Genomic DNA, 21,238 nt, shown 5'->3' with positions numbered 1-21,238 from the left:
TGAATAAAAAATAAAGGTATAAACCTTGTTTGACATTCTTATGAATGAATAACAAGTAATTTGTATCACTGTAAGAGAAAACTCAAGCGTTATTTATGTCGATTGTTGCTTTTAGCGAGCACAATCAAAATGGCATAACCGACGACTTTAGTGCGAGAGCATTTAAGGTTGTATGGTTAAGTGAATAAGCGTATACGGTGGATGCCTTGGCAATTGGAGGCGATGAAAGACGTGTTAATCTGCGATAAGTCTGGTTAAGGTGATAAAAACCGTTATAGACCAGAATTTCTGAATGGGGAAACCCACTGCATTTTGTGCAGTATCGCATAGTGAATACATAGCTATGCGAAGCAAACCCGGAGAACTGAAACATCTAAGTACCCGGAGGAAAAGAAATCAACCGAGATTTCCTGAGTAGCGGCGAGCGAAAGGGAAACAGCCGATTCAGTATGTTGTAGTGGAAGGTTCTGGAAAGTTCCGCAATAAAGGGTGATAGCCCCGTACACGAAGCAGCATATTGGACACATTAAGTAGGTCGGAGCACGAGAAACTTTGACTGAAGATAGGGGGACCATCCTCTAAGGCTAAATACTCCCAATTGACCGATAGTGAACCAGTACCGTGAGGGAAAGGCGAAAAGAACCCCTGTGAGGGGAGTGAAATAGAACCTGAAACCGTATACGTACAAGCAGTAGGAGCAGACTTGTTCTGTGACTGCGTACCTTTTGTATAATGGGTCAACGACTTATATTTTGTAGCAAGGTTAACCGAATAGGGGAGCCGTAGGGAAACCGAGTCTTAACTGGGCGAAATAGTTGCAAGGTATAGACCCGAAACCCGGTGATCTAGCCATGGGCAGGTTGAAGGTTGAGTAACATCAACTGGAGGACCGAACCCACTAACGTTGAAAAGTTAGGGGATGACCTGTGGCTAGGAGTGAAAGGCTAATCAAACCGGGAGATAGCTGGTTCTCCCCGAAATCTATTTAGGTAGAGCCTCGGACGAATACTTACGGGGGTAGAGCACTGTTTGGGCTAGGGGGCCATCCCGGCTTACCAACCCCATGCAAACTCCGAATACCGTAAAGTAATATCCGGGAGACACACGGCGGGTGCTAACGTTCGTCGTGGAGAGGGAAACAACCCAGACCGCCAGCTAAGGTCCCAAAGTTTATGTTAAGTGGGAAACGATGTGGGAAGGCTTAGACAGCTAGGAGGTTGGCTTAGAAGCAGCCACCCTTTAAAGAAAGCGTAATAGCTCACTAGTCGAGTCGGCCTGCGCGGAAGATGTAACGGGGCTAAACATAACACCGAAGCTGCGGTAGCGTAATTTATTACGCTAGGTAGGGGAGCGTTCTGTAAGTGGTTGAAGGTGAATTGAGAAGTTTGCTGGACATATCAGAAGTGCGAATGTTGACATGAGTAACGATAATGGGGGTGAAAAACCCCCACGCCGAAAGACCAAGGGTTCCTATCCCATGCTAATCAGGGTAGGGTAAGTCGGCCCCTAAGGCGAGGCAGAGATGCGTAGTCGATGGGAAACAGATTAATATTTCTGTACTTTTAATCATTGCGATGGGGGGACGGAGAAGGCTAGGTGAGCACGGCGTTGGTTGTCCGTGTGAAAGTGTGTAGGCTGAATTCTTAGGCAAATCCGGGAATTCACTAGGCTGAGACACGAGACGAGTCACTAAGGTGATGAAGTCATTGATGCCATACTTCCAGGAAAAGCCTCTAAGCTTCAGATGATTAAGAACCGTACCCTAAACCGACACAGGTGGTCAGGTAGAGAATACTAAGGCGCTTGAGAGAACTCGGGTGAAGGAACTAGGCAAAATGGTACCGTAACTTCGGGAGAAGGTACGCCGGCATTGGTGATGGGACTTGCTCCCTAAGCTGAAGCCGGTCGCAGTGACCTGGTGGCTGCAACTGTTTATTAAAAACACAGCACTGTGCTAAATCGAAAGATGACGTATACGGTGTGACACCTGCCCGGTGCCGGAAGGTTAATTGATTGGGTTATCGCAAGAGAAGCTCATGATCGAAGCCCCGGTAAACGGCGGCCGTAACTATAACGGTCCTAAGGTAGCGAAATTCCTTGTCGGGTAAGTTCCGACCTGCACGAATGGTGTAATGATGGCCACGCTGTCTCCACCCGAGACTCAGTGAAATTGAAATCGCAGTGAAGATGCTGTGTACCCGCGGCTAGACGGAAAGACCCCGTGAACCTTTACTACAGCTTGACACTGAACATTGAGCCTACATGTGTAGGATAGGTGGGAGGCTTTGAAGCGAGGACGCCAGTTCTTGTGGAGCCAATCTTGAAATACCACCCTTGTATGTTTGATGTTCTAACATTGGTCCCTTATCGGGATTGTGGACAGTGTCTGGTGGGTAGTTTGACTGGGGCGGTCTCCTCCCAAAGAGTAACGGAGGAGCACGAAGGTTTGCTAAGTACGGTCGGACATCGTACGGTTGAGTGTAATGGTAGAAGCAAGCTTAACTGCGAGACGGACATGTCGAGCAGGTACGAAAGTAGGTCATAGTGATCCGGTGGCTCTGTATGGAAGGGCCATCGCTCAACGGATAAAAGGTACTCCGGGGATAACAGGCTGATACCGCCCAAGAGTTCATATCGACGGCGGTGTTTGGCACCTCGATGTCGGCTCATCACATCCTGGGGCTGAAGTCGGTCCCAAGGGTATGGCTGTTCGCCATTTAAAGTGGTACGCGAGCTGGGTTTAGAACGTCGTGAGACAGTTCGGTCCCTATCTGCCGTGGGCGTTGGATGATTGAGAGGGGCTGCTCCTAGTACGAGAGGACCGGAGTGGACGAACCGCTGGTGTTCGGGTTGTCATGCCAATGGCATTGCCCGGTAGCTACGTTCGGAATCGATAACCGCTGAAAGCATCTAAGCGGGAAGCGAGCCTCGAGATGAGTCATCCCTGACAGTTTAACTGTCCTAAAGGGTTGTTGAAGACTACAACGTTGATAGGTTGGGTGTGGAAGCGCTGTGAGGCGTTAAGCTAACCAATACTAATTGCCCGTGAGGCTTAACCATACAACGCTTAAGTGTTCTTGAACGCTGATACAAATTTCCTTTATTTTTACTGATATTGTTCCTGACAATATTCAGTACTTCCTACATCCTTGTAGGTCGTTACTTAACTGATAACTCGGTTAAGAAGCTTTCCATTGTTAAATACGCAATAACGCTTTTGTCTGGTGGCAATAGCGCTGTGGGACCACCTGAATCCATTTCGAACTCAGAAGTGAAACGCAGTTGCGGCGATGGTAGTGTGGCAGTCGCCATGCGAGAGTAGCTCACCGCCAGACTCCCATACCAACCCCATGCTCATTGAGTGTGGGGTTTTTTATTGTCTAAAATTTAAGTTTAAATTAGCCGCGAGTTACGAGTTACGAGACGCGAGTTAAGGCAGAGCAACAGCAACAGACTCCACTCTTATAAACACGACCCCATGCTCATTGAGTGTGGGTTTTTTTATTGTCTAAAATTTAAGGTTAAATTAGCCGCGAGTTACGAGTTACAAGACGCGAGCTACGAGTCAGAGCAAAAGCATAAAACACAGACTCCTCTATAAGAACAACTCAATCTTTATCACCTAAAATACGCTGAGAAACTTGCCTGTTAAAAGAGATGAATGATTTAGTTAAACATATTAATGAAACAGGGTTAAATATGTATTATCAATAATAAGCATGGCATATAGCAGAATGATAAGGCCTGTAACCTGTATTAATATTAGCGAAACTAATGCGATAAGAAGCAAAAATATATATATTTGACAAGATACTGTTTTATTATGAGGTGTGGTGGATTGTAATTAGTATCTATTTATTCAGTTATTATTAGAGTCAGATGACAATATATTTAATAATATTGGATTTAATTTCTGAATAGTAAGGTAAACAGAGTTATGTATATCAAAGGTGTAATTAAAACCCTTAGTATATAAGTGTATTAATGCAAATCCCTCTTTTTATTAGGTGCTTTTTTGACATTAATCTGTTTAAATGTGCACCAATAAAAACTAAACACGGATGTAACAATAATAATAAAAATAATATATTGTGTATTTTCGTATTTATCTATTCTTAATATCTTTAGTAGCATTTAATGTTGATGCGGATTGGGATCAAAATCAATTTGATGTGGGCATCCTCTCATCTCAAATAAATGTTAGCCATCAGTTAGCGACTTCTAATGAATCTAATTTCGGCTTAACAGCAAAAGCAATACAACTTTACAATGGTTGGGGCTTTTCAATTGCCAATACATCTCTGTATACGTCGGTTAAAAGTGATAAAAATCATACCTTTCATAATAGGAATTCTGCATTTCAATTCAAAGGTTTTATAACAGATAATACTGATATTTTATTTGGTATACAGGACTCGTCTGAACTTGATACAGCTGCAATTTTATCTACGCATTTTTTAGACAAACCTAAAAATCAACTGATAGCCACAGCATTTAATTTGAAGGCTAATCTTAATTTAGGTAATGACCAAGATTATTGGTATATTAAGTTTGCTCTTAATAATACTCACTCTGAGAGTGAAGACCCCCTGACCGATAATATATTTAGCACTATTGATAATGATTCGTTAGATTTATCTCTAGGGTGGAAGATTACAGAAGACAGTTATTTAACATCGAAATTGATGCAAGTTGAAGGTAGTAATACACAAGAACAAGGAGAAAACTCTAGCTCAATTTTGTCTTCATTTGTTGGTTTTAGAACACGTTATCTCGGCTCATCTTCGTTGAGTGTAGATTTGGGTAGTTCGGCAGTAAAAGGCGGACAAAATACCCTGTCTTGGATAATCAACCATAAAACTGAATTGACCGAATATTCTAGTATTACATTAGCTAATGGTCGTCGTTATTCTGTATCTGGTGATTATCGATTTAATACTGAACTTCAAACCAATACCAAATTAAATTTTGCTATAAAACCGACAAATTATTTATCACTTTTATTCGATGTTAATTACATCACAGGTGTTATTGGTGGTGCTATTGATTCAGAGAAATTATCCATTAAAAATGCATACAATTTAGCTTACAGCTCCAATTGGAGTAGTAATCTTTATGTGCAATATGATGAATACAAGGATGATAGAAGTTTATTTGATTATGAACAAACGGTAGTCGGCATCTCTGTTAGTAGAGATTTAATATGATTAAATATCTATGTTTACTATTCTTTTTCACTAATATTGCCCTCGCTAATAACAAAGAGTATCAACTGGGCCCTGGTGATGAAATTGAAATCTTGGTTTACCAAGAGTCAGAATTAAAAACCCTTACTAAATTAAGCCAATCCGGACAAGTCGACTTACCTTTAATAGGACAAGTGAAACTGGAAGGACTAAGTGTACAGCAAGCTAAATCTTTAGTGGAAAAAAGATATGCGGATGGTTATTTACTCAATCCGGATGTGACGATCATGGTTAGAAGCTACCGACCATTTTTTATTCATGGTGAAGTGAAAACTCCAGGCAGTTATAAATACCAAGCAGAAATTAATTTAGAACAAGCCATAGCGTTAGCCGGCGGGTTAAAAGATCGGGCTTCAACTTCTCATTGGGTTATTTGGCGTGGGTTTCCTAGGCAGTCGTTTACTGCACAAAAGAGTTCTCAAATTTTACCAGGCGATGTAATTAAAATTAATAAGAGTTTCTTTTAATGGAACAAATTAATGAAAATTACAAAGATGATGATGAAATAGACTTAGGCGAATTAACCAAAGTACTTTGGCATAGAAAGTGGTTCATTTTAATCTTTGTTATCCTTACTTCCCTGTTAGCCAGTATATTTATTTCTCAAGTGCCTAATGTTTATCAATCGAGTGTATTGATTATGTTTAAAAAGGCAACTCAATCAGCGGATCCTTTACAAAGTCTCATCAGTGGATCTATAACGGCAGCGGATAATACCGAGACTGAACTAGAGTTGATCAAAAGCAGACGATTTGCCGGTGAAATAGTTGATAGCTTGGCATTAGATAAACAACCTGAGTTTAATATTATTTTTCCTGAAAATACATCAATGACGATTGATGAGTTTAATAAACTTAGACGTAAAACAACGATAGATAACGTATTAAGTAATATATCGGTCCAGCAGAAATCAGGTACAGATTTAATATCAATCTCTTATCAGTCAACAAATCCTAAGTTAGCAGCCCAAATAGCCAATGAAGTGGGTAGTACATTTGTTACCTTTAAAGAACAGCTCATGGCGGGAAAGCAGAAAGCAGGTTCGAAACTGATTGTTGATAAAATAAAATCAGTTCAACAAAGTTTGGATAAAGCTGAATTTAAGATCGTTGAATATCAAAATGAACATGACTTTATAGATATTCAAACTGCAATCGCGTTCAGTAATACCAAATTAGTAAAAATGCACGCTCAAAAACAAGTGTTAGACAGTGAAATTGAACAATCTAATATTTTGAAAAGTCATATTATTAAAAGTAAAAATAATGTCGATGCCTTATTAGCCATTCCCATGTTAGCAAAGTCAGACATTGTAAATTCAGGCAAAGATGAAATAAAAGCCCAGCAAAAAATATTCGACAAAATCAAACTTAGATACGGTAAAAAACACCCAAAGTATATCGAAGCGAATCGTTTATTAAATGATGCAAAATCTAATTTATTGTCTGAGATCACTAAGCAAGTTCATCAAATCGATAAGCAATTACAGTTTTATCAAGACAACTTGGTGTTTGTTGAAAAAGAAATAGACGAAAATACGTTAAGACTAAGACAGTTGGGCGTCATTGAATTTGATTATCAAAAATTAAAGCGAGAGTTTGATGCTTATTTGACTTTATATGAAGCCTTGGTCAAAAAACAAAATGAATCTGATTTAATGCAGGACTTATCTAATACGTCAAATATCATTTTAGTTGAGACCGCAGAAGAAAATAGTTCACCAGTAAAACCTAAACGTAAATTAATGTTAGTGTTGGCTGTACTTGGCAGTTTTATGGTGTCTGTTTTAATTGTATTTATCGAAGTGATGTTAGGCGATAAAGTGATCCAATTTAGGCGAATGGCATTAAAGTTCAAAACAAAAGTTATAGGCACAGTGCCTAAGATTAAAATGAAGAAGTCACTTAAAAATGATGTTCTTACTCATTTAGATAGAGCTAAACACGCTGGTTTTATTGAGGCAATTAGAAGTATCAGAACCAATATATTATTGGATAAAGTCAGGTCTAAACAGAAAGTGATTGCGATAACGTCGATAAATCCTAACGATGGTAAATCATCTTTATCTATCCAACTGGCCGATTGTTTCTCAGAACTAGAAGATGTAGTGCTAATCGATGCTGATTTACGCTTTCCTTCTATAGCCAAAGCATTGGGAGAGGATAAAGACCGACCAGGCTTAACGAACTTAATTGCCAAAAGTCACACATTAGAACAATCGATTATTAAACAAGAACAATATAAATTTGATGTGATCGCTTCCGGTAATGTGCCTAAAAACCCGTTGGTGTTTTTGTCCAACCCGAGACTTCAAGGGATAATAACTTATTTAAAATCTCACTATGAGAGAGTTATTTTGGAATGCCCACCAATCATGTCTGTCAGTGATGCTTATGTTATTTCTAAACATGTTGATAGTGTATATTTGGTTGTAGACGCTGAAAAAACAGATACTAATATGTTGGGCAATGTATTAGAGGAACTGCAACAGGCCAATGTAATTGTGGGCGGTATATTGATTAATAAGGTTAAGGAAAGTAATAATTATTATTCGACCAAATATTATAGCCGACAAAACATTGAACCTAGTAAAGTTAAGGTAGCTTAACGACTAAGCCAATCCTAAACTCGTTGATATCTACTCACCGCATTAATATCTAGTAAAATTGCGCCTCGACACGCATTTAATCATCCACTAATATCCACCTATTCCGTAAATTCAAAAGCAATGCTCATGTTTAAATTAGACCCTCGAATTGAAAAAGACTCTATATTTGTCAAAGAATTACCTTTATGTCAGCTGCGCTTACAAAATGACAGCCGTTATCCATGGTTTGTATTATTACCGCGGGTAAATGAATTAACGGAAGTACATCAACTGTCCGAGCATGAACAAATGCAACTGATGAAAGAAAGTGCTTTGGTATCTAAAGCATTGACTGCAACAACCCAGTGTAAAAAGATCAATGTCGCGAATTTAGGCAATGTTGTTGCACAATTACATTGGCATGTTGTGGCTAGATTTGAACATGATCAAACTTGGCCAGGTCCCATCTGGGGGATAGGGGCAAGTATTGCTTGGCAAGATCAAAAAAGAGCCGAATTTATCGACTCTTTTTTAGAAAACTTATCACAACTAAGCCAGTTTAAATAACGGATTAGATGTTTTCAGTTAAGAACTCGGTTAATTGTGTTTTGCTTAATGCGCCAACTTTAGTTGCAGCTACCGCACCATTTTTAAATAACAACAATGTAGGTATACCACGAACACCAAACTTAGGTGGCGTGTTTGGGTTTTGATCTATATTTAATTTAGCGATTGAAACAGTGTCAGCCATTTCTTCAGCAACTTCATTAAGAATAGGGGCAATCATTTTACAAGGACCACACCACTCTGCCCAAAAATCAACTAAAACAGGTTTATCACCATTGATAACCGACTCAAAACTATCATCTGTCACTGCAATAATTTTATCGCTCATTTAAATCTCCAAGTATTTATTAAATTTTATAACGCTATTTTGAATAAATTGTTTCTTATTGCAAGGGTTAAGGTTATTCTTATCCGCTATGACTAAGACACATTTAACAGAAACTAAATTCTCAGACTTTTCAATACACGAAAGTGTATTAAAAGCATTATCCTCTGCTGGTTATTCGCATTGTACCCCTATTCAAGCTATGTGTATGCCTCTTATAGAAAAAGGCGCAGACATAGCAGGACAGGCACAAACAGGTACAGGCAAAACCATCGCGTTTTTAACTGCAACATTTAACAGATTATTAGCTAATCCTGATGCTAAAGGGCAGCCGAGAGCAATAATTTTAGCACCGACCCGTGAACTTGCTATCCAAATCCATAAAGACGCGATTACCTTTGCTGAGCAAAGTGGTCTGTCTCTAGGATTGATTTATGGTGGCGAAGGTTATGAATCTCAACGCCAAGTATTAGAAAAAGGTGTTGATGTACTGATCGGTACGACAGGCCGAGTCATTGATTACCATAAACAAGGTGTATTCAATTTAGACTCAATAGAAGTTGTTGTGCTTGATGAAGCGGATCGTATGTTCGATTTAGGCTTTATTAATGACATTCGTTACTTGTTTAACAAGATGCCAGATAGAACTTCTCGTCTGAATCTTGTTTTCTCTGCAACCATGAGCTTCAAGGTAAAAGAACTTGCATACTCACATATGAATGAACCGACTCATTTGCAATCAGAACCAAATCAAATGACAGGCGTTCGTATTCAAGAAGAATTGTTTTACCCGCAGTCGAATCAAAAGATTGAATTACTACTTTCTTTAATTGAAGAAGATTGGCCAGATAAGGCAATTGTTTTTACCAATACAAAACATTCGTGTGAAAAAGTGTATAACTGGCTAAAATCAGATAAACATAGAGTTGGCCTATTAACTGGTGACGTAAACCAACGTAAACGTTTAAGTATTTTAGAGTCTTTCTCAAAAGGTGATATTGATTTCCTAGTTGCAACGGATGTTGCTGCTCGTGGACTACATATCCCTGAAGTATCTCACGTATATAACTTTGACTTACCTGATGATCGTGAAGATTACGTGCATCGTATAGGTCGAACTGGACGTGCTGGTGCAAGTGGGCACGCAATTAGTTTTGCATGTGAATCATATGTATATAACTTATCGGCGATTGAAGAATATATCGGTCACAGTATTCCAGTAAGTCAATATGATGCCGATGCATTATTAGATGATGTTACACGCCCAAAATACCAAAAGCGCCGTAATAATCATCACGGCCAAAGACGTCGTAACTAATTGAGCAGGTAGTTCTTTAATGGAAAACAATAGTAGTTATGCCGTTATTGACTTAGGCTCAAACAGCTTCCACATGATGATTGTTCAGGTGGTGGCTGGTAGTGTTCAGGTAATTGGCAGAGTAAAACGTAAAGTTCGATTGGCGGCTGGGTTAGATGCAGATATGAATCTCTCTAACGAAGCGATGTTAAGAGGATGGGAATGTTTAAATCTGTTTGCTGAACGTCTACAAGATATCCCTTCACAGAATCTAAGAATTGCCGGAACGGCAACTCTTAGATTAGCAAAAAATGTCGATATATTCTTAAAACAAGCCGAAAGTATCTTAGGTCAAAAGATCAGGGTTATTTCTGGTGATGAAGAAGCAAATACCATATATAAAGGCGTTGCATACACTTCAAGTAGCAAACAAAAACGTCTTGTCATTGATATTGGTGGTGCGAGTACTGAACTTGTTGCAGGTGAGGGAGATACCCCACAAATTTGCAATAGTCTCAATGTTGGCTGTGTTACATTTTTAGATAAATACTTTCCTAATGGCGAACTGTCAGAACAAAACTTTACTAATGCAATTGGTGCTGCTGAGTTAGAAATTGGCAAAATTCGCGATTTGTATAAAGATTTTGAATGGAAAGAAGAGGTGGGTGCGTCTGGCACTGTGCAAGCTATTCAAGAAATTCTTATGCATCAGGGTCATGATGAAATAATTACCTTACCTCGTCTTATTTCCATAATGCAACAAGCTATCACTTATGGTTCTATCAACCGACTAAATATCCCAGGTTTAGTTCAAGAACGTCGATTAGTATTCCCAAGTGGTCTAGCTATATTAATAGCCATTTTTAGACAACTTAACTTAGTAGGTATGACATTAGCTGGCGGTGCATTACGAGAAGGCTTGTTGTATTCAATGTTACCGGATTTAACGAAACAGAATGTTCGAGAGCGTACCTTAAACAGTGTAATGACTCGTTATCATGTCGATTCGGAACATGCTAAAAGAGTTGCAGAACTCACTATTAATTTAGCGAATCAAGTTAACTCTAAGTGGGATATGGAGCAATTTGATGCATTAGACATATTACGGTCTGCTGCACTAGTACACGAAGTTGGATTACAGGTTGCTTACAAAGATCAGCAAATACACGCCAGTTATTTGTTAGCGAACACTAACTTACCTGGCTTTACAGAAGCTCAGAAAAATCTCCTTACTGCGTTAGTTCGAAATCATAAAGAAGATATCGATCAACATTCATTATCAAAACAAAGTTCAACTTCGGTACTTTTGGCTTGTCGATTATCCAGAATATTACGTTTAGCGGTTATATTATCGTTAAGACGTAAAGATGAAGTGATGCCTAAAGTAATAGTCACAGTTGAAAATGAAGTGTTGAAACTAACATTGCCTGATAATTGGATTGGGAATAACCCGTTAACTGAAGCTGAACTGGCACAAGAAGCAAGTTACCAATCGGCGCAAGGTTGGCAATTGGTAATAGAATAAAGTGAAAGGTACAGTTTATGTACCCTTCACATAGTTATTTTATTGTTGTTGTAACCAAATCGCTGCTTTCTTGGCAAAATACGTCAAAATACCATCTGCCCCTGCTCGTTTAAATGCTAATAAAGATTCCATTACTATGGCTTCTTCTGCTAACCATCCATTTTCAATAGCAGCCATATGCATGGCATATTCACCACTCACTTGATAGGCATAAGTCGGTACTTGGAAAGTTTGTTTCACACTACTGACAATATCTAAATATGGCATACCTGGTTTCACCATAACCATATCTGCACCTTCAGCTAGATCTAATGCAACTTCACGCAAAGCTTCATCAGAATTAGCTGGGTCCATTTGATAATTCTTTTTATCCGCCCCTTTTAAATTGCCAGCTGAACCAACGGCATCTCTAAAAGGCCCGTAATAACTGGATGCATACTTAGCCGAATAGGCCAAAATAGAAGTATTAATGTGGCCAGTGGATTCCAGCGCCTCTCTAATAGCGCCAATACGGCCATCCATCATGTCAGACGGTGCAACCACATCTGCTCCCGCTGCGGCATGGGATAATGCCTGTTTTACCAGTATTTCCGTCGTAATATCATTTAACACATATCCATTCTCATCTATGATCCCATCTTGACCATGTAGAGTGAACGGGTCTAAAGCAACGTCAGTAATTACACCTAATTCAGGGTATGCCGCTTTTACTGCTTTTACGGCCCGTTGCGCTAACCCATCTGGATTATAAGCTTCTTCTGCAAACTCTGATTTCAGATCTTGTTCAGTCACTGGAAATATAGCGATAGCAGGTATACCTAAATCAACTAACTCTTTGGCTTCTTTGACTAACAAGTCAATCGACATTCTTTCGATGCCTGGCATTGAAGATATGGACTCTTTACGGTTCTCACCATCAAGAATAAACATAGGGTAAATCAGATCATTAGTCGTTAGAACATTCTCGCGCATTAAACGGCGTGAAAAATCATTTTTTCGCATTCTACGCATGCGTGTATATGGAAAACTGCCTAAGTCATTATGTGACACTAGATTACCTCTTGATATGTTTGGACTTGATTACGGCCACTTTGTTTTGCTTTATATAAAGCGCTATCAGCCATTTCGATAAATGAGTTTGGTTCAATTGCTTTGGTGGAGTCATGAGTTGCGAGACCTAAGCTTATTTTACAAGATAAGGTTTGTTCGTTAAGCGTTATTGTAAGGTTTTCAATCGCCACACGAATTTTCTCCGCTAAAGTGAGTGCCCCGGGTAAATTTGTATTGGGCAGTAACACCGCAAATTCTTCTCCACCATAACGGAATACTTCGTCCGCGGTTCGGCTTAGTTGTTCTGAAGCACACATCGAAATACAACGAATTACTTCATCACCAACAATATGGCCGTAGGTATCATTCACTTTTTTGAAGTGATCAATATCAAACAAAATCAAAGATAATGGGGTTAACTCACGACGACCTCGACGTAATTCAGCTTGTAAACGTTTATCAAAATGTCGTCGATTATAAATACCTGATAAAGCATCTATGGTATTAAGCTTCTCTAATTGTTGGTTTTTTTCTTCTAATTCCCTAAAAGCAAACTGTAGCTCCATCATTTGTTCACTATGTAACAACGCTTGATCTGTGGCCTCTTCATCATTGCCAAAAACATCATATTCAATTGCTGATGAACGTGTGACAGCAATTGCTAAAAATAAAATATGAATAATAAGAGAAAGTTGCAATAAATTAAGATTTGAAATAGGGAGACTAAACGGAGAAAAATTATTTACACAAATAAGTAACAAACAAATTAATAAAACGGCAAGGCCATAATTAAACTCTTGATGTTCATGTAAACCATGGTTCCATGCCATCACTCCGGCGTACAAATGACAGATACATATAATTATTGATATCAGAATTATTAAATATAAACCGGCTTGATAACTTAAATATAAGGTAGCAGGCAATAACAACACAGCGAATAGCGCGATATATTTAAACCAAGACATAAGTTGATGGTCTTGGTAGAAATGTTTAAGTGTTTCTCTGGCCAATAAGGCTGAAAATAGGATACTTAGGCAAGTAAATATATAAAATGCATGTTGCTGTAATACGGGCTGATTTGGCCAGAAATAGTGAAAAGCAAATCCATTTAAAGTCAAAATAATCATTAAAAAAGAAACTATAAATCCTGCATTTAATAACGATGATTTTTCTCGACTCACGCTGAATGTAATTAAACAAGCGATTATAGCTGCAACAATTAATCCTATATAACTACCAGTTAACAAACGCTGGTAGTTTTGTTGCTCTTGAAAGTACTCTTTTTGCCATAAAGTAATTGGTAGCTGAGTGCTGCCTGAGGTTTGTGTCGCGATATATATTTCTAATGTTTCACTGGCATGCAAAGAAATTGGGATAATAAAGGACTCATGTAATACAGGTCGTAGAGGAAAAACTTGATTATCACCTAGACTTTGAACACTGCGGACACGCCCTTGAGATAAAATGTAAAATGTAATGTGATCCAATAACGGTGCATCTAATTCTATATAGTAAGATTCAACTTGTGCGGATGGATTAGCAAGTTCAAAACGAAACCACTGAACGCGATTGTCAAAGCCCAACTTGATTTGAGAGTAAGTAAATTGTGACCAACCTTCTATTGGAGGAGCTTCAAGAGGGTCATGATCACCAATATTATATTCAATGTAAGGTGTGAGGTCAGTTTTACCTTGTAAGTTTGAAATGTCATAAGTCGCCGCGTTAACTTGAATAAGCAATTCAACGAAGATAAGTAAGAAAATGACAAATTTATTAAACAAAAACTGAGCCTTTTTATTAAAGTTCGCTAATAGGACAATATCAGCAGTTTATTAAGTAATCTAGTGCGCTGGAACTCAGGTGGCACAGGATAGATAAAACGATTAATTATCCGTTATTTCTTCGTTAGGTTGTTTCACCTTAATGGCTCTTGATAATACTAGACCTAACTCGAACAACATCCACATCGGGATCGCCAATAATGTTTGGCTGATCACATCAGGCGGCGTTAATAACATGCCTAGAACAAAAGCGCCCAATATTACGTATGGCCGTTTTAATTTTAAATTATCGACAGTGGTTACCCCAGATAGACACAAAATAAAAACGACTACCGGCACTTCAAACGACAAGCCAAAAGCGATAAATAATTTAAGAACAAAGTCTAAGTAACTACTAATATCTGTCGCGATGACTATATTTTCCGGTGCCACACTGGTGAAAAAAGAAAATACTAATGGGAACACAATAAAATAAGAAAAGGCGATACCGAAATAAAATAATAAAACAGAGGTGATGAGAATTGGAGCTGCAAACTTTTTTTCATGGTTATATAAACCCGGCGCAATAAATCCCCACACTTGATGTAATAAATAAGGGAATGCGATCACAATAGAAAGCATAAAAGCTAATTTAAAGGGCGCAAAAAACGGGGCTGCAACATCAGTTGCAATCATATTAGAGCCTTCAGGTAAAACATCTAATAAGGGGGTAGAAACTAAGGTATATAAATCATTGGCAAAATAAGCTAATCCAGCAAAACACAATAAAATAGCCACAACGGAGCGAATTAATCTCTGTCTTAGTTCAATCAGGTGATTTAAAAAAGGCGGTTTATCATTTGTCATGTTTAACATTATCTACTGCAGGTTCTGATAGTGTTTGTTGCACACTTTTTGCGGCATTAGTGAGTTCATCAACTGATTGTTGTAACTCAGGAGATAGATTTTCCATCCCTTGTTGTTCTGCTTTTTTTAAGTTTTCGTGCAGTTCATGCACTCGTAACTGCTCATTTACCTCAGCAGAGACACCTTGCACCATTTGACTAAATTGGCGTTTCATTTGGCTAAAGCGCCTAATAGCCGAAGGAAGTTTATCAGGACCAAGAACGATGGTGCCTACGACGGCGATGACAATAAACTCCCAGAAACCCATATCAACTAGTCTTTTGTGTTAATTTTTTCGTGTTTTTCTGACTTGGCAAAATCAGCATCATCATTGTTTTTAGTTTCAACGTTCGGTTTGTCGTCAGAAATAGAATTTTTAAAACCTTTAACCGCTGAACCTAAATCAGAACCTAAAGACTTAATCTTTTTAGTACCAAATAGAAGTATGACAATGACTAAAACAATAAGAAGTTGCCAGAGGCTTATACCACCAAATCCCATTTTAATATCCAATTTGTAATAAACTGACGATAGTATAAAGTTTAATTAAGTGAAATAATATATTTAGATATTCAATGATGAATAATAAGACAAAAAACATGGAAGCTATTTATGAGAGTTGAGCAATTAAAGTGTGTATTATTGTGCCTGTTTATGACAAGTGCATGGTCTCTTTGTGCACAACAAACAACTCAACAATCAACGACTCCAAAGTGTCCACCCTCAGAACAAAAGTTAGATCCAAAAGCGGCCAGTGAAAGTCAACACTCTAATGTTAAATGCAATACACAAACAGTAGCTACGGCGAATAATGAACTAACGGTTATTGAGAAAAAAGTTGAGCAAGAACGGTTAAAAGTACTATTTGTTGACGTAAACAGTGTGGTTGAAAATGTTGGTTATTCAATGGACTGGACTGCCAATTTATTAGATGGTTTTTTTGCTAAAGATGAAAAAGGAAAAAACAAAGCGAAAACATGGGGACATTTTATTGTCGGCTGGGAACCCAGACAAGGTGAGGTGTTCACAGGGGAAAGCTTCCCGATAAAATTTAAAGTAAAAGCCAAGTTACCAAACTTGGAAAATAAAGTAGAGATCATTCTATCAGACGGTGAAGATGATGATTTTAAAACCTTACCTTACGAATCAGTAAAACCAGAAGCATTTAAATTGAGCCAAAACTCGTTGGGTGCAGCCGTACGTTTTTTACATACTAAATCAAATGATATCAGTACATCGGTTCGAATAGGTTGGGGGGAAGACCAACTTTATACACGAGCCTCCGCGGTTTATCGTAAAAAGTTTTTAGATAATAGAGTGACATTTAATCTGCAACCCGCGCTTGAATATTATGTAGCGGATGGTTGGGGAGCAAGGTTCTTAGTAGATACAGGTTACAAGTTAAGCCAACAATCTGAAATACGCTATAACTTTTCATATCGTGATTTAGAGTCTTATGAGTCGCCAGAATGGCGTTCTGGATTGTTCCAAATAAGCTCTGTCGGAGAAAAGGCTGCGTTGATAATAGGAATATCATCATTTGGATATGTTGAACCAAAGCCGGATGCACAATTACATAGGTTTAGTATTCGATATCGATTTAATGCATTAAGGGATTGGTTGTTTTTTGAAGTGGAGCCTTTTGTCGAATTACACAAAGAAGATCCATTAGAGCAAGAATATTATAATCCGTTATCCAGTGACTTTAGACGAGACTCTGGTATTTCGTTTCGGGTAGAGTCTCATTACGGCTTTTTATAAAGTGGATTAACGTATTTTTAGCCACACTTTAATGGCGTTGATAACCGTGACTGTTGCGGTAATAACACCAGCAACTTGCCAGTAAGGATTGTCTAAGTTACTAAATATGGCAATCAGTAATGAAGCTAAAAATCCACAACCTGTTAATGTAAGTTGCAGTAAAAATCGTCTGTGTTGCTTTTGATGTTGTAAATACTGCTCAACTAAGTCTTGTTTTAGTTGTGGCATGTTATTCAAATTTGTCAGCCCAGTATGTAACATCTCAGGGATTTCTGGTGCTTTCTCAAGCCAATAAGGCAAATTCTCTTTGCTAGATTTATAAAATGCTCTAAAACCCATCTGTTCATCTACCCATTGTTCTAAAAACGGTTTGGCGGTTTGCCAAAGATCTAATTGAGGATAAAGTTGACGTCCCAATCCTTCTACATATAACAGTGTTTTTTGTAATAATACTAGTTGAGGCTGAACTTGCATTTCAAATTGTCTGGCTGTATCAAATAAACCTATTAGTACTTGGGCAAATGATATTTCGTCTAATGGTTTATTAAAAATAGGGTCACATACGGCTCGGATGGCAATCTCAAATTCTTCCACGTTAATATGACTAGGGACCCAACCAGATTGCACATGTAATTGCGCCACTCTTAAATAATTACGATTAAAAAAGGCGACAAAATTTTCAGCTAAATAACGTTTATCTTGTTCATTTAACGTTCCCATGATGCCAAAATCAATCCCAATGTATTTAGGATTATTTGGGTTTTGTTGCTCAATAAAGATATTGCCTGGATGCATGTCGGCATGAAAAAAGCTGTCACGAAAGACCTGAGTAAAAAACACTCTAACTCCGCGTTCAGCCAATTTCTTTAAATCAGAACCTTGTGCGATAAGCGCATTCGTATCAGATACCGGAATACCATAAATACGTTCCATCACTAAAACCTTAGACGTACATAACTCTGGGTATATTTGTGGAATATATAAGTCATTAGAATCTTTAAAATTATCACGTAACTTGATGCCATTATTAGCTTCTAACTTAAGGTCTAACTCATTTAAGATGGTTTTTTGATACTCTTGCACCACTTCAACCGCGCGGAACCTATGCCCTTCTTTGGTTTTAGCGATCAATCCAGCAAACATTAACATTAATGAGATGTCAGAGATGATCTGTTGCTCAATATTAGGACGGATAACTTTAATAATCACCTTAATAGGGTCTTGGCCTTCCACTAACGATAATTGTGCCCCATGCACTTGAGCCATAGACGCTGTGGCAATAGGCGTTTGTTCAAATTGGCAAAAAACGTCAGATAGTGAGTTGATCTCTAGTTGTTGGCAAATCGTTTGTTCCACGATGGACGTGGGATAAGGGGTCACTTGGTCTTGTAACTTGGTTAATTCAGAACTTAATTGCTCGGACAATAAGTCTTTTCTGGTAGATAACATTTGACCTAACTTTATCCAGACCGGGCCTAAGTGCTCTAATGCAATTCTAAGGTTGTGAGCGGAATGAGTTTTTTTTGATGTTTTTGGGTACCAGAAAAAGAGGGTAACCATTACCTTTAATAACCAAGGTGTTTTTTGTTTTGGAATTAATTCATAAAGTCGATAATAAAGAAAAACATGAATTATTTTGCTGATGCGAGAGAGTGTTTTCAATGTTATCGAGACTCGTGTAGTTTGGTAGTTAATGCACTTATTGTTGCGGCTAACTTGTCTGTTTTTGCAGACAAGACATCAACTTGATCAATAAAAAGACTAACTTCATTATAATGTGGACTTAATTTTAACTCTTCGGTTATGGCTGTGGATAACGTGTAATCCATATCTTTCGTTTTTATTTTTATATTACTTACTAACGCTTGAATCGCCGTTACCATTTTATGAGCAATAGCGTCACCAAAATAACTCGATAATAGTTGTTGCCAATCTATGTTGTTATTCATTAATAATTCAGAAAAGCCCTGCGCGATGGCGAGATCACCATCAAGCTCCAAACTATCTTGTTTAATCAATTTAGTAAGCTGTGACGCATCCGATAATGAGCGTAAATACTGGCTGCTGGTGGTCACTAAACAATCGTAACCTTCCGTATTGGAAGATAATAATACCTTGTTATCTAATACCTGAAGTTTAATGTTCAGTGATAAGTCAGTTAAACAAACACTCAAACTCTTACCTTCTAATTTAACCAGCTTAATATGTGCTTGGTCGTCAAAGGTAAGAAGTTTATTTATTTTTGGCTCAATAAACGAATGGGCCAATTGTTGAAGCAGTATCAAAATTTGAAGCCTTTATGCAAAGCAACAATACCGCCTGTCATATTGGTATACGATACTTGATCAAAACCAGCCGTTTCCATCATTTGTTTTAACGTATCTTGGTCTGGATGCATTCGAATCGATTCAGAAAGGTATTGATAACTCTCTTTATCACCAGCAATTAACTGACCCATTTCGGGTAAAATCTTAAACGAATAAAAGTCGTAGGCTTTATTAAGCCATTGTTGTTCTGGTTTAGAAAACTCTAATACTAATAATCGACCACCAGGCTTAAGTACTCTATATATAGAACGTAATGCTTCGTCTTTGTCTGTGACATTCCGTAAACCAAATGCAATGGTGACTAAATCAAAGGTGTTTTCAGCAAAAGGCAACGCCTGCGCATTCGCTTGCACATATTCAACATTACTTACAACGCCTAAATTATGCAGTTTTTCACGACCTACTTTAATCATAGAATCGTTGATATCAGCAAGTACCACTTTGCCTGTTGGGCCAACCGCTTGACTAAATTTACGTGTTAAATCACCGGTACCGCCTGCTAAATCTAGGACTTTGTTCCCTGGTCGCACGTTACTGGCATCGATGGTAAAACGTTTCCAAAGTCGATGTATGCCAAAAGACATTACATCGTTCATGATGTCGTATTTCGCTGCGACGGAGTGGAATACATCCGCAACCATAGCTTGTTTTTGTTCGGACTCTACGGTTTTGTAACCAAAGTGTGTTGTGGATTGTTGATCGTTTTCAGTAGTCATATTTTTATACAGGCAAGAGTAATTAAGGCAAGTGTACTTAAATGTTGGCTTAAAACCAACAAGGCAAAAGGGATTAGATCATTATATTTGTATATTAAAACAACGTATATTTAATAAACTGAGGTTAATCTGTGTAAACTCTATTACGGCCTGTGGCTTTAGCCATGCGTAATGCTGAGGTGGCTTTTTGAATAGTTCCGTCCAGACCGATCTTCTCACAGTATTCTGTAACGCCAATCGACACCGTGATTTTAGGCAGGCGTTCTTTATTTTTGGCATTAATAAACTGTAACTTCTCGACACCTACTCTGACCTTTTCGGCAATTTCTTTGGCCGTCACTGGGTTCGCATCAGGGATTAATACTAAAAATTCTTCACCGGCAAGTCTGACTGGCAAACCGCTGTCAGAAACATAACTTTTCACTTTTTGTGCTACTTTTGACAGAATAACGTTCCCGATGGTCATGCCATAATTATCGTTAAATTGTTTAAAGTGATCTAGATTAATCGCTAAGGCGGCAATATTCTTAGTGTCGTTATTTACCCACATATCAACGGTTTGACTCATTACTGAACGGTTATATAAACCGGTTAATGCATCAAGTTGTCGGTTGGCATGTAAATCATCGATTTGTTGTTGCAGTTCGTTTGATTTGGTTTGTGCTTGTTGTAACGCTTTGAATAACATTTGTTGCGTTTTTTTAGCGTAAGTTGTCGCTTTTATTAACTTCTCAATCACTTGTTTTGACGATTCAGGATCTGAGTCGTTCAGTAGCAGTAAACCTTCATCTAAAATATTAGCGTAATGGCCGCTGTCTCTTTGTGCTTTTTGAGTATGTCTTTGAGTTGAGTTGATAATAGAGGAGGCGTGCTGAACAACTTTCTCCGAACTTTCATCAGAACTGAGTATGAATTGACGGTATAACTCTTCCATTAAAAATGAATCTATTATGCAACCGTCGTTAATATCTTTATTAATGCAGTTAACGATATCATCGTTTTCCCCACTGGCGTACTCATAAGCAACGCTATAGTTTATAGGGCTGGCAGCTAATCTATGTTGCTTTAAAAACACGAGTGTCTTTTGCAACTTAGACTCAGCTTGCTCGATGGTATCCTGATACTTCATTAATTGGGCTCCGGAACAACTTTTATATGGGAACTATAC

General features: G+C 38.2%; 17 protein-coding genes and 2 rRNA genes. 9 read left to right on the top strand and 10 right to left on the bottom strand.

Features of this window, described 5'->3' with window-relative positions; all coding sequences use genetic code 11:
• Nucleotides 1-174 precede the first annotated feature (174 nt).
• From RT723_RS04095 to RT723_RS04070, 6 genes are all read left to right on the top strand, one after another.
• A 23S ribosomal RNA gene (locus RT723_RS04095) occupies nucleotides 175-3,060 on the top strand.
• A 160-nt stretch (nucleotides 3,061-3,220) separates the two neighbouring features.
• Nucleotides 3,221-3,335, top strand: a 5S ribosomal RNA gene (gene rrf, locus RT723_RS04090).
• A 756-nt stretch (nucleotides 3,336-4,091) separates the two neighbouring features.
• On the top strand, nucleotides 4,092-5,207 hold the full coding sequence (locus RT723_RS04085) for a hypothetical protein (protein ID WP_315945975.1): 1,116 nt from the start codon (nucleotides 4,092-4,094) through the stop codon (nucleotides 5,205-5,207).
• Nucleotides 5,204-5,713 carry a polysaccharide biosynthesis/export family protein gene (locus RT723_RS04080; protein ID WP_315945974.1) on the top strand — a complete coding sequence of 170 codons (510 nt, stop codon included), beginning with the start codon at nucleotides 5,204-5,206 and terminating at the stop codon, nucleotides 5,711-5,713. Before RT723_RS04085 ends, RT723_RS04080 begins: the two co-directional genes overlap by 4 nt.
• Entirely contained in the window at nucleotides 5,713-7,854 is a 2,142-nt protein-coding gene (locus tag RT723_RS04075; RefSeq protein WP_315945973.1) for a GumC family protein, read from the top strand. Before RT723_RS04080 ends, RT723_RS04075 begins: the two co-directional genes overlap by 1 nt.
• Before the next feature lie 126 nt (nucleotides 7,855-7,980).
• Entirely contained in the window at nucleotides 7,981-8,400 is a 420-nt protein-coding gene (locus RT723_RS04070; protein ID WP_216056680.1) for an HIT domain-containing protein, read from the top strand.
• A gap of 4 nt (nucleotides 8,401-8,404) precedes the next feature.
• Here RT723_RS04070 and trxA read toward each other — a convergent pair whose 3' ends face one another.
• Complete coding sequence (trxA, locus tag RT723_RS04065; protein WP_216056679.1) at nucleotides 8,405-8,728, bottom strand: thioredoxin TrxA; 324 nt, start codon at nucleotides 8,726-8,728, stop codon at nucleotides 8,405-8,407.
• 88 nt (nucleotides 8,729-8,816) lie between these two features.
• On the opposite strand from trxA, the gene rhlB reads away from it, so the two are divergent.
• Entirely contained in the window at nucleotides 8,817-10,043 is a 1,227-nt protein-coding gene (gene rhlB / locus RT723_RS04060; protein WP_315945972.1) for an ATP-dependent RNA helicase RhlB, read from the top strand.
• A 19-nt stretch (nucleotides 10,044-10,062) separates the two neighbouring features.
• Nucleotides 10,063-11,547 (top strand): guanosine-5'-triphosphate,3'-diphosphate diphosphatase, encoded by a 1,485-nt coding sequence (gene gppA / locus RT723_RS04055; RefSeq protein WP_216056677.1) that lies wholly within the window; start codon nucleotides 10,063-10,065, stop codon nucleotides 11,545-11,547.
• 39 nt (nucleotides 11,548-11,586) lie between these two features.
• Here gppA and hemB read toward each other — a convergent pair whose 3' ends face one another.
• From hemB to tatA, 5 genes are all read right to left on the bottom strand, one after another.
• Nucleotides 11,587-12,597, bottom strand: a complete 1,011-nt coding sequence (gene hemB / locus RT723_RS04050; protein WP_315945971.1) for a porphobilinogen synthase — start codon at nucleotides 12,595-12,597, stop codon at nucleotides 11,587-11,589.
• Nucleotides 12,597-14,381, bottom strand: coding sequence for a sensor domain-containing diguanylate cyclase (locus RT723_RS04045; protein ID WP_315945970.1), 1,785 nt, complete (start codon nucleotides 14,379-14,381; stop codon nucleotides 12,597-12,599). Before RT723_RS04045 ends, hemB begins: the two co-directional genes overlap by 1 nt.
• A gap of 102 nt (nucleotides 14,382-14,483) precedes the next feature.
• On the bottom strand, nucleotides 14,484-15,227 hold the full coding sequence (gene tatC / locus RT723_RS04040; RefSeq protein WP_216056675.1) for a twin-arginine translocase subunit TatC: 744 nt from the start codon (nucleotides 15,225-15,227) through the stop codon (nucleotides 14,484-14,486).
• Nucleotides 15,217-15,534: a Sec-independent protein translocase protein TatB gene (gene tatB / locus RT723_RS04035; RefSeq protein WP_216056674.1), complete on the bottom strand. Its 318-nt coding sequence runs from the start codon at nucleotides 15,532-15,534 to the stop codon at nucleotides 15,217-15,219. Before tatB ends, tatC begins: the two co-directional genes overlap by 11 nt.
• A 5-nt stretch (nucleotides 15,535-15,539) precedes the next feature.
• Nucleotides 15,540-15,767 carry a twin-arginine translocase TatA/TatE family subunit gene (gene tatA, locus RT723_RS04030; RefSeq protein WP_216056673.1) on the bottom strand — a complete coding sequence of 76 codons (228 nt, stop codon included), beginning with the start codon at nucleotides 15,765-15,767 and terminating at the stop codon, nucleotides 15,540-15,542.
• A 111-nt stretch (nucleotides 15,768-15,878) separates the two neighbouring features.
• Here tatA and RT723_RS04025 point away from each other — a divergent pair, with 111 nt between their 5' ends.
• Nucleotides 15,879-17,027, top strand: coding sequence for a hypothetical protein (locus tag RT723_RS04025; protein WP_315945969.1), 1,149 nt, complete (start codon nucleotides 15,879-15,881; stop codon nucleotides 17,025-17,027).
• A 6-nt stretch (nucleotides 17,028-17,033) separates the two neighbouring features.
• Here the strand turns inward: RT723_RS04025 and ubiB are convergent, their stop codons facing one another.
• The 4 genes from ubiB to RT723_RS04005 all read right to left on the bottom strand — a co-directional run bounded on the left by ubiB (nucleotide 17,034) and on the right by RT723_RS04005 (nucleotide 21,199).
• Nucleotides 17,034-18,689 (bottom strand): ubiquinone biosynthesis regulatory protein kinase UbiB, encoded by a 1,656-nt coding sequence (gene ubiB / locus RT723_RS04020; protein ID WP_315945968.1) that lies wholly within the window; start codon nucleotides 18,687-18,689, stop codon nucleotides 17,034-17,036.
• Nucleotides 18,690-18,691: 2 nt separating this feature from the next.
• The gene (locus RT723_RS04015) at nucleotides 18,692-19,312 is read right to left on the bottom strand and encodes a ubiquinone biosynthesis accessory factor UbiJ (RefSeq protein ID WP_315945967.1); all 621 of its coding nucleotides are present in this window, start codon (nucleotides 19,310-19,312) and stop codon (nucleotides 18,692-18,694) included.
• Complete coding sequence (ubiE, locus tag RT723_RS04010) at nucleotides 19,309-20,070, bottom strand: bifunctional demethylmenaquinone methyltransferase/2-methoxy-6-polyprenyl-1,4-benzoquinol methylase UbiE (protein ID WP_216056669.1); 762 nt, start codon at nucleotides 20,068-20,070, stop codon at nucleotides 19,309-19,311. Before ubiE ends, RT723_RS04015 begins: the two co-directional genes overlap by 4 nt.
• 124 nt (nucleotides 20,071-20,194) lie before the next feature.
• Complete coding sequence (locus tag RT723_RS04005; protein ID WP_315945966.1) at nucleotides 20,195-21,199, bottom strand: GGDEF domain-containing protein; 1,005 nt, start codon at nucleotides 21,197-21,199, stop codon at nucleotides 20,195-20,197.
• Nucleotides 21,200-21,238: the final 39 nt, after the last annotated feature.

It is taken from the genome of Psychrosphaera aquimarina, from assembly GCF_032461525.1.
Classification (GTDB): domain Bacteria; phylum Pseudomonadota; class Gammaproteobacteria; order Enterobacterales; family Alteromonadaceae; genus Psychrosphaera; species Psychrosphaera aquimarina.
Note: the sequence above shows the minus strand (reverse complement) of the source record. Positions and strands in the feature narration are given on the sequence as shown.

Bases quoted from the DNA above. Each gene is read 5' to 3' on its own strand.
- ubiE (WP_216056669.1), bottom strand. From the start codon at position 20,070: ATGACTACTGAAAACGATCAACAATCCACAACACACTTTGGTTACAAA.
- tatB (WP_216056674.1), bottom strand. From the start codon at position 15,534: ATGGGTTTCTGGGAGTTTATTGTCATCGCCGTCGTAGGCACCATCGTT.
- tatC (WP_216056675.1), bottom strand. From the start codon at position 15,227: ATGACAAATGATAAACCGCCTTTTTTAAATCACCTGATTGAACTAAGA.
- rhlB (WP_315945972.1), top strand. From the start codon at position 8,817: ATGACTAAGACACATTTAACAGAAACTAAATTCTCAGACTTTTCAATA.
- gppA (WP_216056677.1), top strand. From the start codon at position 10,063: ATGGAAAACAATAGTAGTTATGCCGTTATTGACTTAGGCTCAAACAGC.
- RT723_RS04005 (WP_315945966.1), bottom strand. From the start codon at position 21,199: ATGAAGTATCAGGATACCATCGAGCAAGCTGAGTCTAAGTTGCAAAAG.
- trxA (WP_216056679.1), bottom strand. From the start codon at position 8,728: ATGAGCGATAAAATTATTGCAGTGACAGATGATAGTTTTGAGTCGGTT.
- RT723_RS04070 (WP_216056680.1), top strand. From the start codon at position 7,981: ATGTTTAAATTAGACCCTCGAATTGAAAAAGACTCTATATTTGTCAAA.
- RT723_RS04025 (WP_315945969.1), top strand. From the start codon at position 15,879: ATGAGAGTTGAGCAATTAAAGTGTGTATTATTGTGCCTGTTTATGACA.
- RT723_RS04075 (WP_315945973.1), top strand. From the start codon at position 5,713: ATGGAACAAATTAATGAAAATTACAAAGATGATGATGAAATAGACTTA.
- tatA (WP_216056673.1), bottom strand. From the start codon at position 15,767: ATGGGATTTGGTGGTATAAGCCTCTGGCAACTTCTTATTGTTTTAGTC.
- RT723_RS04080 (WP_315945974.1), top strand. From the start codon at position 5,204: ATGATTAAATATCTATGTTTACTATTCTTTTTCACTAATATTGCCCTC.